6 protein-coding genes are annotated in these 13,471 nt (G+C 70.6%); 4 read left to right on the top strand and 2 right to left on the bottom strand.

Going from position 1 to position 13,471, the window contains the following annotated elements:
- Positions 1 to 2: 2 nt before the first annotated feature.
- Positions 3 to 2,957: an ATP-binding protein gene (locus ACGFIW_RS18085; protein WP_393316604.1), complete on the top strand. Its 2,955-nt coding sequence runs from the start codon at positions 3 to 5 to the stop codon at positions 2,955 to 2,957.
- Between the two features lie 247 nt (positions 2,958 to 3,204).
- Positions 3,205 to 9,390 carry a S8 family serine peptidase gene (locus tag ACGFIW_RS18080; RefSeq protein WP_393316601.1) on the top strand — a complete coding sequence of 2,062 codons (6,186 nt, stop codon included), beginning with the start codon at positions 3,205 to 3,207 and terminating at the stop codon, positions 9,388 to 9,390.
- Positions 9,391 to 9,451: 61 nt separating this feature from the next.
- Here the strand turns inward: ACGFIW_RS18080 and ACGFIW_RS18075 are convergent, their stop codons facing one another.
- The gene (locus tag ACGFIW_RS18075) at positions 9,452 to 10,342 is read right to left on the bottom strand and encodes a helix-turn-helix domain-containing protein (protein ID WP_393316598.1); all 891 of its coding nucleotides are present in this window, start codon (positions 10,340 to 10,342) and stop codon (positions 9,452 to 9,454) included.
- On the opposite strand from ACGFIW_RS18075, the gene ACGFIW_RS18070 reads away from it, so the two are divergent.
- On the top strand, positions 10,341 to 10,826 hold the full coding sequence (locus tag ACGFIW_RS18070; RefSeq protein WP_393316595.1) for a cupin domain-containing protein: 486 nt from the start codon (positions 10,341 to 10,343) through the stop codon (positions 10,824 to 10,826). The two genes, ACGFIW_RS18075 and ACGFIW_RS18070, sit on opposite strands and share 2 nt — an antisense overlap.
- A gap of 26 nt (positions 10,827 to 10,852) precedes the next feature.
- Here ACGFIW_RS18070 and ACGFIW_RS18065 read toward each other — a convergent pair whose 3' ends face one another.
- On the bottom strand, positions 10,853 to 12,193 hold the full coding sequence (locus ACGFIW_RS18065; RefSeq protein ID WP_393316592.1) for a carbohydrate-binding protein: 1,341 nt from the start codon (positions 12,191 to 12,193) through the stop codon (positions 10,853 to 10,855).
- Between the two features lie 311 nt (positions 12,194 to 12,504).
- Here ACGFIW_RS18065 and ACGFIW_RS18060 point away from each other — a divergent pair, with 311 nt between their 5' ends.
- Positions 12,505 to 13,371: an alpha/beta fold hydrolase gene (locus ACGFIW_RS18060; RefSeq protein WP_393316589.1), complete on the top strand. Its 867-nt coding sequence runs from the start codon at positions 12,505 to 12,507 to the stop codon at positions 13,369 to 13,371.
- Positions 13,372 to 13,471 lie beyond the last annotated feature (100 nt).

Here is a 13,471-nt window from a genome sequence, read left to right as displayed (position 1 = left end):
GCATGCTCGACCCCTCGCCCGAGGACGACGGGACCGCACCGACGGTCTCCACCCCGGATTTCGTGGGCCGTGCTCGGGAGTTGGCGGCGCTCCGGGGCGCACTGGCCCGGCCACCGGCGATCGTGCTGGTGGAGGGCGAGGCGGGCATCGGCAAGAGCCGGCTGCTGCGCGAGTGGTTGGCGGCACCGGACCAGCGCACCGCCCTGGTGTCGGTGTGCCCACCGCTGCGTGAGTCGCTGACCTTGGGGCCGATCGTCGACGCGTTCCGTGGCATCGACCACCCGGTGTCGCGGTTGCCGCTCACCGCGCTCGCGGGCGCGTTACGGCCCCTGTTCCCGGAGTGGTCGGCGGACCTGCCGCCCGCGCTACCACCCCTGGACGACGCGAAGGCCGCCCGGCATCGCCTCTTCCGCGCCCTGGACGAGTTGCTGCGGGCTCTGCATGTCGACGTCCTCGTGCTCGAGGACGCCCACTGGGCCGACGAAGTGACCCTGGAGTTCCTGCTGTTCGTCACCTCCCGGCAGCAGACGGACGGGCCCAGCCTCGTGATCTCCTATCGGCCCGAGGAGGTGGATGACGGGTCGCTGTTGCTGCGGCTGACGTCCCGGTTGCCCGCCGGCGTGACCCAGCTGAGGATCGCCCTGGCACCGATGCGACCCGACGACACCGCGGCGCTGGTGTCCTCGATGCTGGACGGCAACCCGATATCGCAGGAGTTCGCCACGTTCATGCACGAGCGGACCGGCGGCGTTCCGCTGGCGATCGAGGAGTCGGTCCGCCTCATGCACGACCGCGCCGACCTGGTCTTCCGCGACGGGCAGTGGGTCCGGTTGAAGCTGCGCGAGCTGCGGGTGCCGCCGACGGTGCGCGACTCCACCCGGGAGCGGGTGGGCCGTCTGTCACCGACGGCGCAGCAGGTGCTGCGAGCCGCGGCGACGTTGGCTGAGCGGTCGTCGGTGCCCACGATCGCGGTGACCGCCGGCCTGTCGCCCGCCGCGTGTCGCGACGCCATCACGGAGGCGGCCGGCGCCGGTGTGCTGGACGGAGACGACCGCGGGCAGTGGCGGTTCCGGCACGTGCTGGCCGCCACGGCTGTCTACGAGGCGATCCCGTTGACCGACCGCAAGCACTCCCATCTGCGGGCTGGCCGGGCCTTGGAGGACATCCACCCGCCGCCGGTGGCACGTCTTGCCCACCACTTCCGCGAGGCGGGCGAGACGCAGTCCTGGGCGCGCTACGCCGAGCAGGGTGCCGAGCTGGCCATGGCGTCGGGCGACCACACCAAGGCTGTCGACATGCTTGTCGACCTGTTGTCGTGGGCCGTGCTGCCGCCGGCGGACCGGGCACGAGTAGCGCGCATCGCCGGAGTAGCCGCACTGGGCCGTCGCGAACCGGTCGACCAGGTCCATCACCGGGTGATCCGTACCCTGCGCTCGGTGTTGGAGACCCCCGGCCTCTCCGCCCGCCAGCAGGCCGAGATCCGCAACCCGCTGGGTCGGCTCCTGATCACCGCGGGTGAGGCGCAGGCCGCACTCGGCGAGCTTGAGCAGGCGGTGGCCAACCTCGACCATGACCCGGTCGAGGCGGCCCGGGCGATGACCTACCTTGGCTGGGCCTACGCGGGGCCGTGGCCGGCGTCGACCCATCGGCGTTGGCTGGATCGCGCCGCTGAACTCACCACCGAATTCGCCTCGCCCGCGCAACGGCTGAACCTGGCCGGCAACCGGGCCGCGGCGTTGCTCATGCTCGGCGAGGAGGAGGCGTGGGACGTCGTCGCCGGCCTGCCCGTCGACGGCGCGACCTCGGCGGAGCGTCTCGACGTGGCCCGGATCCACACGAACGTCGGGACCGGCGCGGTGATCTGGGGCCGGTACGCCGACGCGGACGAACACCTCGCCGTGGCCATGCACCTCGCCGAGACCGAGCAGGCGTCCCGGTTGCAGCACAACGTCCGACTCGAACAGGCCAACCTGGCGTGGCTCACCGGCCGGTGGGAGGGTCTCGCCGAACAGGGCGCGGCACTCGCCGACGCGGACCGCGACCGTCCGGCGCACTACCTCGGCAGCATCCGACTCGCGGCCCGGTTGGCCGCCGCGGCCGGCCGGCGGCGCGCCGCGGAGGAGCAGTTTCGCCTGGTCCTGGAGGAGTCCGCCCGTCTCGGCGCCGTCGACGACACGATGGAGGCCGCCGCCGCGCTGGCCAGACTGTGGCTGACGGACGGAAACAGCGGCCGGGCGCTGCAGGTCACGAACGAGCCGATGGACACCGTCCGGAGGAAGGGCATCTGGATCTGGGCGACGGACCTGGTCCCCGCCCGGATCGAGGCGCATCTCGCCGCGGGTGACCTCACGGCCGCGACGCGCCTGGGTGACCAACTCGCCAGAGGGCTGCGTGGCCGTACGGCGCCCGCGCCTCGCGCCGCGCTGACCGGATGCCGTGCCCTGCTGCTCGCCGCGGCCGGCGACCACGCCCGCGCGGCCACGGCGTGGGATCGGGCGGCGCGCGCCTGGAGCGCGTTGCCGCGCCCCTACGACGCCCTGCTCGCCCGCGAGCGGCAAGCCGAGGCGCTCATCGCGTACGGCCAGCTCGACCACGGCCGAGAGTTGCTGGCCGCACAGTACGAGCAACTGTTCCGGCTCGGGGCCCGGGGCGACGCGGACCGTGTCGCGCAGCGGCTTCGCGAGCACGGCGCCGAGGTTCCGCGACTGTGGCGCGGCGGCCGACGGGGGTACGGCGACCAGCTCTCACCGCGCGAACTCGACGTGGTCCAACTGGTTGTCGCCGGCAAGACCAACCGGGAGATCAGCCGGATCCTGGCCAAGTCGCCGGCGACTGTGGACCAACAGCTGCGTGCCGCGATGCGCAAGTTGAAGGTGACCTCCCGGACCGCGCTCGCGGTCAAGGCGGTGGAGGCCGGAGTGTTCGCGGAAGAGGACTCCCTCGACGTCCCGTCGTGAAAATTGACGTATCCGCTGGATAGCGACGGCCACTGATCCCGCCGAGCATGGCTCCATGATCCATAGCCCCTGGGCAATGTGTGCCTGAGCGACAGATAGCGCGTGACGACGCCGCCATCGATCACCCGCCACCCCCTGAGCCGCCTCGCGAGCCGCACGTCAGCGCCCCCGACGCCCATGACGCCGACGGTGCCGACGACCACATGAACCACGACCCCTACCAACCCCTGTAGGTCGAAGGACTCTCATGAGAATCACAGCCCTCGCGGCCTCGCTGGCCGTAGCGGTCGGCCTGAGCCTGATCCAGGCGCCACCGGCGTCCGCCGCCGAGCCGGATCCCGGCGCCGCCACCAACAAGATCGCCGCGAACCTGAAGGACCGCTTCCGCACGGAGGCGAAGTCCGACTTCTGGATCACGTTCGACACCGGGGCCGACCTCGCCCCGACCAAGAAGATCACCGACTGGACCGCTCGCGGGCAGTTCGTCTACGACGCGCTGACCGCGGCGGCGAAGACCTCCCTGGCCTCCGTCTCCACCGAGCTCGACCGAGCCGGCGTCAAATACACCTCCTACCCGATCGCCAACACGGTGCTCGTCAGGGGCGGCAACGAGAAACTCGCCCTCAACGTGGCCGCGAAGTCGCAGGTCGCCGAGATCCACGCGACGCCACAGGTCGCGCTGGTCAAGCCCGTCGACGAGAAGAGCCCAGCCGACCAGGAGGCCCGTCCCGCCCCGAAGGCCGCCGCCGAGGCGGGCACCTCCACGTGGGGTCTGGACGCCATCCACGCTCCCGCGGCCTGGGCCATGGGCGCCACCGGTGCGGGCATCACCGTGTCCAACCTCGACTCGGGTGTCCAGTTCGACCACCCGGCCCTGCTACAGAAGTATCGCGGCACGAAGCCCGACGGCACTGTCGACCACAACTACAACTGGATGGCCGCCCGGGGCACGTGCGCCGATGCGCCGTGCGACGACAACGGACACGGCACGCACACCATGGGCACCATGGTCGGTGACGACGGCACCAACCACGTCGGCGTCGCCCCGGACGCGCGGTGGATCGCGACGAACGGCTGCTGTGACAGCACCGGCGTCGAGTCGCTGCTGCGGTCCGGCTGGTGGCTGCTCGCCCCGACCGACGTCCACGGGAACAACCCCGACCCGTCCAAGCGCCCCCACGTCATCAACAACTCGTGGGGCCAGACCGAAGAGCACAGCTTCAACGACTTCTTCCAGGCCATCGACGAGGCATGGAGCGCCGCGGGCATCTTCAGCGTCTGGTCGTCGGGCAACACCGCGCCGTACGCGGCCTGCGACACCGTCTCCTCGCCCGGCTCCGCCGAGAGCGCCTACTCCGTCGGCGCCACCAGGCCGGACGGCACGCTCGCGCTGTTCTCCCGCAAGGGCGAGGGTGAGGGTGGCCGGATCAAGCCCGAGATCTCCGCCCCGGGCGACGGTGTCCGGTCGTCGTACCCGGGCAACAGCTACGTCGAGATGTCCGGCACCTCGATGGCCGCTCCCCACGTCGCCGGCGCCGTCGCGGCGCTGTGGAGCTACGACCCGACCCTCATCGGGCAGGTCGAGGAGACCCGCCGCCTGCTCGGCGAGTCGGCCGTCGACGTCGACGACACCGAGTGCGGCGGCACCGCCGAGGTCAACAACAAGTTTGGCGAAGGCCGACTCGACCTCGTCCGACTGCTCGAACTCGCGCCCCGCAAGGGCGGCACCCTCACCGGCGTCGTCACCGCCAACGGCGCCCCGGTCCCCGCCGCCGAGGTGACGATCAGCGGACCGTTCAGCCGGTCGATCGGCACCGACAAGGACGGTCGGTTCACCACGAACCTCCCGGTCGGCGACTACCAGCTCAGCACCAGGGTCTTCGGCTACCTGACCGCGACCGCGAACGTCACGATCACCCTCGGCCAGGACACGTCCGTCAAACTGCCGCTCACGGCCGCCGTGCGGCACGACATCAGCGGCACGGTCGTCGACGACAAGATGCGGCCCGTCCCGAACGCCGACGTCTCCGTCAAGGACACGCCGCTGAAGCCGGTACGCACCGCTGCCAACGGCGCGTTCACGATCAGCGGCGTCCCCGAGGGCGGGTACACGCTCACCGTCAAGCCCAACGCCTGCTTCTCGCCCACGAGCGTCGCGCTGACCGTCGGCGCGCAGAACGAGTCGCGCGAGATCCCCGTCGGGCTCGTCGTCGACGAGGGCGGCTACAGCTGCGCCGTCTCCGAGGGCGAATACCTGCGCGGCACCGACCCGGTCGCGTTCAGCAGTGGCGTGTGGGCGACGGTGAAGCTGCCGTTCCCGATCGCGCTCTACAACGGCAGCCACGACACCCTCGGCGTCGGCCTGCGCGGCGTGATCTCCCCGGACACCAGCACCGGCCCCGGCAGCGGCGGTGCGGGCATCTTCCCGTTCTCCGTCGAGTCCCCCGTCGAGTTCGCTCCCGGCGGCGGTGTCTTCACGGCGGCCACCAAGGTCAACGGTGAGGACGCGTTCGTCGTCGAGTACCGCGACGCCAAGCTCTGGGCCTATCCGGACCGGACGGAGTACACCGAGCCGGTCAACTTCTCGGCCACGCTCACCCGCTCGGGCACGATGATCTTCGGGTACGGCGACGGCGTCGGGTCCGACGATCCGGTGACCGCCGGCGCGCACGCCGTCAGCGGCATCCAGGGCTGGGCCGGCGTCGACGGCATCCGGTTCTCCGACCACGCCCCGGTGCTGCGCGACGGGATGGTCGTCACCTACGACCTGCCTGACTTCGGGTATCTCGACGCGACGGTCGTCGACAAGAACGACGGGCTGCCGGTGGCCGGGGCCACGGTGTCCTTCACGAACAAGTCCGGGCTCGTCGAGACCGTCACGACAAACGGGACCGGCCTCGTGCACCGCCAGCTCCCGGTCGGCGACTACACCATGACTGTCGACGCGCCGAACTACACGACCGCGGCGTACCCGTTCTCGCTCGACAGGCTCTACGCGAAGGCGACGATCGACGCGCGGCTGACCACGGGTGCCGCCGGCCTGAAGGCCGACGGCCTCGACGCGCTGTTGGGCACCGACCAGAACGGCGTGGGCTCGCTGACGCTCACCAACAACGGTTCCGCCCCACTCACGTACAACCTGGGCGAGGCCGCGCGTCACCCCGACCTCGACGCCACCTCCGCCACGACGCGCACCGGGAAGGGTGCGAACAGCACGATCGACCTCACCGCGTGGAAGACCGGTGCCAGCGGCATGAAGCCGTCGAACGTCGACGGCAAGGCGGCGACGGTGAAGGCGGCCGAGGCGCAGGCGGCCGGCGCGGTCGGCGCGACCTCCGGCGGTGACGTCGTCACCCGGATCGCCATCCCCGGCACGATCGAGAAGAAGGAGCCCTCCGGCATCGGGTACGACGGCGACGTCTGGGTCCACGACTACAACGCGCGGACCAACACCGCCTACACGGTGACCGGCAAGCCGACCGGGAAGGTCTTCGACGCGTCGTGGAACCCCGCGTACCGGGCGTTCGACATGGCGCTCGACACCAGGACCGGCGACATGTGCCAGATGGAGGACAGCCCGGCCAGCTACATCCACTGCTTCAACCGGGACACCGGCAAGGAGACCCGGCAGATCAAGGGTGACTGGTCCACGTTGCAGCTGACCGGGCTCGCCTACAACCCGACGCAGGACGTGTTCTACGTCGGCGGCCGGAGGAACGGCCTGATCGGCACCGTCGCCGGCACGTCGCACGACAACCCGGGCGCGCTGCTGTCGTTCTGCGCGCCGCCGCTGCCCGAGGTGATGGGCCTGGCCTACAACCAGGCGTCCGACACCATCTGGTACACCGATCTCACCTCGAACCGGCCCACCCGCCTGTTGCAGGTCGACCCCGACGACTGCTCGCTGGTGAACGCGTGGTGGTTCCCGGGCCAGAAGGCGGGCCAGGGTGGCGGCCTCGAAACCGACTCGACCGGGGCGCTGTGGGCGGCCGACCAGATTGCCGACGACGTCGTGCTCGTCGACGTCGAGGACGACCTGATCACCGACCTGCCGTGGCTGTCGTTGTCCTCGACCGGCGGCACCCTCGCCCCGGGTCAGTCGACGACCGTCAAGGTCACGGTCTCCTCGAAGGGCGCCAAGCCGGGGGTCCTCGGCGCGAACATCGTGGTCAGGTCCGACTCCGGACGCCAGTCCAAGACCTACGTCCCGGTGACGCTCACGACCACGAAGTACCAGGTCGGCGTCAACGCCGGCGGACCGTCGTTCACCGACGGCTCCGGCTTCACCTGGGCCGGCGACCAGGCCGCCGGCAAGAAGGCGTGGGGCTACGAGGGTAGGACGAAGGCCGCCTCCACGAGGGCCACGATCAACGGTACGGCTGACGACGCCCTGTTCCAGTCGCAGCGCACCACGCCGGAGAAGGAGCTGTTCTACACGTTCCCCGACGCGCCCAAGGGCACCTACGCGATCGATCTCGGGTTCGCCGAGATCGAGAAGGTGGCCAGGGGCAAGCGGGTGTTCGACGTCGTCGTCGACGGATCGCTGACCGAGTACGCCTACGACGCGGCGGCGGCCGTGGGGCCCAACACCGCCGACTGGCGCACCGCCGTCGTGCCGCACCAGGGCGGTCCACTGACCGTGGAACTGCGGGGCTCGAAGGGCCTGAAGGCCCCGACCATCGCCGCGCTGCGGGTGACGCTCGACCCACGCGCGGACGCGGCGGAGCCGGAGCCCCAACCCGAGCAGCCGGAGCCGGGCCCCGTGCCGGTGGCTCCCGCCGGCCGCTCGTACTCGATGAAGGTGACCGACGGGCTCTACCGCCAGGGCACGCAGGAGTCCGGGTGGCACGGCGACGACCTCTGCGGCCCGCTCTGGTTCGACTCCAGCTTCCTGGCTCCGTTCTACGACACGGCCTGGGACGGCGTGTGCGTGACGACGAACGGCACGCTGACCTTCGACCGCGCCAGCACGCTGGGGAACAACACGGCGCTGCCGTCGTCGTACCCGATCGATGCGATCTATCCGCTCTGGGACGACCTCATCGTCGACGACGAGGCGGGCATCTACTACGGCACGACGAAGGTGGACGGGCTGGCGGCGCAGGTCGTCGAGTGGCGCGACGTCGCCTTCTACGGTGACCGGACGGCCCGGGTGAGCTTCTCGGTCACCCTGGTCGCGGACGGACGGATCCAGATCGGGTACGGCGACGGGGTCGGCGGCGACAACCCGCTCACCCGCGGGTCGTCGGCGACCGTCGGCCTGGAGAGCCTGAACCGCAACCAGGCGAGCCAGTACTCCTTCAACCAGCCGGTCCTGAAGGCCGGCCTGGGGCTGGAATACACCCTCCCGGCTGCGGGCACGATCGAGGGAACGGCCACCGACGCGAACGACGGCAAGCCGATGGCGGACGCGATCGTCACGCTCAACGGGCCGAGCGGTGAACGGGTCATCACGACCGACGAGTTGGGCCGGTGGAAGGCCCAGGCGCTGGTCGGCGAGAACACCGTGCAGGTGTCGGCGCCGAACTACGTCACCGCCAGCCGCCCGGTGACCATCGCGAAGAAGGATCAGGCCGAGGTGGTCGACACGGCGTTGACCACGGGCGTCGCCACCGTCAGCGGCGGTGCCCTCGACTGGCTCCTGGACAAGGACCAGAAGGCGACCGCCGACGTGACGGTGACCAACACCGGCTCCGCCCCGATCGAGGTGCGGATCGGCGAGCAGAAGCGCACCGACGACGGCGGGCACGAAGCGGCCGACCTTCCGTGGCTGACCCTCACGGGCGCGGCCGCGACCGGCACGGTCACGCTCGCGGTCGGCGGGTCCACCACGGTCACGGCGACTGCCGACAACGCCGGCGTCAAGCCGGGCGTACTCGTCGGCGACGTGCTCGTGGCGTCGAACGCCGGCAAGGGCGATGCGCAGTTCACGCCGGTCCGCCTGGCGACCTCGGCCTACTGGAGGGGCGTCGACGTCGGCGGATCCGGGCACGTCGGCACCGACGGCTTCGTCTGGTCGCCCGACCAGCAGCTCGGCTCGCGGCCGTGGGGCTACGTCGGCGGCAAGACGCGTACCACCAGGGCCGACATCGCCGGCACCGAGGACGACGCGCTGTTCCGCACCCAGCGGACCGGCGAGACGTTCAGCTACGTGTTCAAGAACGCCCCGGCCGGAAAATACCGCGTCGCCCTCGACTTCGCGGAGATCGAGAAGGTCAAGGCCGGCAAGCGTGCCTTCGACGTCCTGGCCGACGGCAAGGTCGTGCTGTACGACCACGACGTGCAGGCGAAGGTCGGCGCGCTGGCCGCGGACACCAACCTGGTCACCGTCGAGCACGCCGGTGGCGATCTGAGGATCGAGCTTCGCCGCGACAGGGGCGAGGACGACCCGATCCTCAACGCCCTCATGGTGCAGCAGGATCCGCGTCTGTGAGATAGCCGAGTGCTCGGAGCCTCCGCGGCGAAGGATTGCCGCGGAGGCTCCGACCACGGTGTCACGGTGTTGGCAGCCGGGAGGACCCCGTTGCGTCCGTGCGGCTGTATCGGGCCGGCGTGGTGGCGGTGTGTCGGCGGAAGTGCCGGGTCAGGTGGGCCTGGTCGCAGAAGCCGACGGTGATCGCCACCTCGGCCGGCGAGATGCCGGCGAGGAGTAGTTTGCGGGCGGCCTCGATCCGTCGCCCGATGATGTACGCGTGCGGACTGATCCCGAAAGCCTGGCCGAAGCTGCGGACCAGGTGCGGCACCGAACGGTCCAGGAGGCGAGCGGCGGCGGCGAGGCTGACGGCCTCCACCGTGTGCTCGTCGAGCAGCGCCCTCAGCGCGCGGGCGGCCTGCGGCTCCGGCCGGGCAGACGGCGAAGGCGCGGCGGCCAGGCGATCGGTGAGTCGTTGCCTGACCAGGGCAAGGCGGGCTTCGGCGTCCAGCGGGTCCTCGTCGGCAGCGAGGACCTGGTGGAGCCCGGCGAGGGCTCGGCGCAGCGGGCCGTCGCGGAGGACGGTGTGGTCGACGGCCGAGCCGATCAGACTGGCGGGCAGGAACGCCGGGTCGAGGTACAGGTTGCGCTTGCGGAAGCCGGGCACGTCGGCGGCGGGGCGGCCGTCGTGGACCACTCCGGGTGGCAGGACGGCGACATAGTCGGTGCCACTCACTGCACAATGTCGATTGTCGAGGGCGTAACGGAGGGCGCCGGCGTCGAGGATCAGCACCGTCCAGGTGTCGTGGGCGTGCGGCGGGTAGGCGTAGTCGACGATCTGGGCGTGGAACACCTCGCTGATCTCGGGGACCGGTGGTCGCCAGGCCCGGATTCGGCAACCGGGAGGGCGGTTGCCGTCGGCGTCAAGAACGTCCAAGACCGGCGCGGCGGCCCCGGGGGATGCTCGGTGCATGTCGATCACTCCCGCTCACCTGGCCGTCGTGAACCTGCCCGAGGCGCTCGCGTCGTTCGACGACGTCTACAGCCCGCGAATCGTGACTCGGATGAACGATTATGACGTGCGGATCGCCCACACCCGGGGCGAGCACGTCTGGCACGTCCACGAGGACACCGACGAGTTCTTCCTGGTCCTGGACGGTCAGTTCGATATCGCCTACCGCGACGCGGCCGGGCAGGAACACACAGTCGTCCTGCGCCAGGGTGACACCTTCGTGGTTCCCAAGGGCACCGCGCACAAGCCGTCCTCGCCGGGCGGGTCGATTCTGATGTTCGAGCCGACCGGGACCCTCACCACCGGCGATCGCCACGAGGGTGCGGTTCCCGACCACGTGGACAGCACGGCGGGGAAGGCCCTGGCGACTCCGGCGAGCGGGCCCACCCCCAACGCCCCCGGCGAACGGAGTGTGGTTCCAGGTGTTGGATCGCCACACCGATGAGCAGGTAGGCCCGGCGCCGTCGCCCGTCAGCGGCCCTGTAGGCGCTTCACGTTGTCACCGAAGGTCCAGCCCTTCGACCCGTCCCAGTTCGCCGACCAGGTCATCAGGCCCTTGAGGCCGGGCACGGAGTTCCAGGCCTGGGTGACAAGCGACGTCGACAGGTGGCCGCCGCCCGCCCCGATCTGCGCGGGCAGGCCGGGGACCTGCTTGTCGTACGGCACGCGGATGGTGGTGCCCTGGATGGTGAGGCCGTTGTTCAGGCACTGCGTCTGCACCGTGAAGCCCTGCAGGGTGCCCGCCGGGTACGAGTCGCCGGCGCAGCCGTACATGCTGCCGTTGTAGTACTGCATGTTGAGCCACCAGAGGCGGCCGTTGTCCACGTACTTCTTGATGATCGGCAGGTAGGAGCCCCAGATCGAGCCGTAGACCACGCTGCCGCCGGTGACGTACGCCGTCTCCGGTGCCATGGTCAGGCCGAAGTTCGACGGCATCCGGGCCAGCACGCCGTCGATGATCCGGATCAGGTTGGCCTGCGACGTGGACAGGGTGTTGATGTTGCCGCTGCCGGTCAGGCCGGTCTCGATGTCGATGTCGATGCCGTCGAAGTGGTAGGCGGTCAGGATCGGCACGATCGTCGCGACGAACCGGTCGGCGACCGCGGTGGAGCTCAGGTCGATGCCCGCGGCGGCACCGCCGATCGACATCAGGATGGTGGCGCCGGCCGCCTTGGCCTGGCACATCTCGGCCGGGGTGGCCACCTTCACGCCAGCGTCCATGCCGTTCTCCCAGAGGACCGTGCCGTCCGAGCGGATCACCGGGAACGCCGCGTTGATCACGTTGTAGCCGTGCTGGTTGAGCCGGCTGTCGGTGATCGGGATCCAGCCGAGGCCGGGGTGTACGCCGTTGGAGGCCCCGTCCCAGTTCTCCCAGTAGCCCTGCAACACCTTGCCGCTGGGCCGCGACTTCACCGCGCAGGTCCCACCGGTTGGCGGTGGCGTGGTGGGGGGAGCGGTGGTCGGTGGTGGCGTGGTGGGGGGAGCGGTCGTCGGTGGTGGCGTGGTGGGCGGTGGCGTGCTTCCCGAGCACGCGCCGAGGTCACGCCAGAGCGACGGGGTCGCGGCGGGGTTCCAGCCCGCGCCGGGGTGCGCGGTGTGGGTGACGAGCGCCTGGTAGAGCCGGCCGCCGTAGGTGACCTGGGCACCCGCCTGGTAGGTGGGGCCTTCGGCCCAGGCCGGGGCGGTGCAGGCGACCATCGGGACGGCGTCGGCCGAGGGCACGGCCGCCATGCTGCTGGGGACGAAGGCGACGGCGGCCGTGATGGTCATCGCCGCCCCGGCTACCACTGCGAAAATCCGACGGCTTCTCATGACTCACTCCCCAGGCTTCGACGACCCGTGACCCCCACATATTGACGTCCGTGCAGCCTAATATCAAGGATTGTTTACAGATCCCCGAAGAGCCCGCGTGGTTGCGTGTCCTACGACAAGGTGAAACCTGAGCGATTTTCCCCTTCCGTCCGAGATTCCCACTCGGCGCGAATATGGTGAGGCCGGGCGAGCAGGCACGTCATCGCGGCAGCCGAGCCCGGCCGACAGCGGTCCGGCGGTACTGCCGGCCGGATGCGGCCCCGCACATCTGCCCGTGCTCCGAAACCACTGACCAACGAGGGAGAAGAGACATGCTCGGTATCTCGCTACGTCGGCCGAAGACCATCGCCGCAACGCTCGCCGCCGCGACGCTGGTGACAGTGCTCGGCTCAGCCGCCCCAGGCGTGTCCGCGGACGGCGGTGTGCGACCAAGCCCGGACGAGGGGCATCGCACCAGACCGACCATCGTCCTGGTGCACGGCGCCTGGGCCGACGGTTCGAGTTGGAGTGGGGAGGTCCGCAGGCTCCAGGCCCGCGGTTTCGACGTCCAGGTCGCGCCGCAACCCAACCGGGGGCCATCGATCGACAGCGGCTACCTGAAGGACTTCCTGTCCACCATCGAAGGTCCCATCGTGCTCGCGGCCCACTCGTACGGCGGTTTTGTGGTGAGCGACGCCGCGACCGGCAACAACAACGTCAAGGCACTCGTGTTCGTCGACGCCTTCGCCCCGGAGAAGGGGGAGACCGTGGGGGAACTCAGCGCGGACTCCGGCTCGGTGCTCGACCCGGCCGCGACCGACCCCACGAGCGTCTTCAAGCTCGTGCCGTTCCCCGGTGCCCCGGAGGGTGCGGCCGACGCGTACGTCCTGCCGAAGGTGTTCATCACCGGCTTCGCCAACGGTCTGCCCCGGCGGCAGGCGGAGGTGCTCGCCGTGTCCCAGAGCGCCCTGGCCACGAACGCCCTGGCGGAGCCGGCCACCGAGCCGGCGTGGAAGACGATCCCGGTATGGGCGGTGATCGGCACCGAGGACCGGGTCATCCCGCCGGCCCGCCAGGAGGAGATGATGAAGCGGGCGGGGGCCGACATCACCCGGATCGACGCCGGTCACCTGGGCCTGATCTCGCATCCCGGTGAGGTCACCGAGGTCATCCTGGAAGCGGCCCGGACGACCGCCTGAGAAGGAGCGGAGCGAGCCACCGAACCTCGCACCGCTGGTGCGCGTACCGAAGCGGGCTTGAAAAAGGCCGGCCGTGGCATCGCGGTGAGCGATGCCACGG

Source organism: Micromonospora sp. NPDC048935 (assembly GCF_043197875.1).
GTDB lineage: Bacteria > Actinomycetota > Actinomycetes > Mycobacteriales > Micromonosporaceae > Micromonospora.
This window is presented reverse-complemented; position numbering and strand designations above follow the sequence as displayed.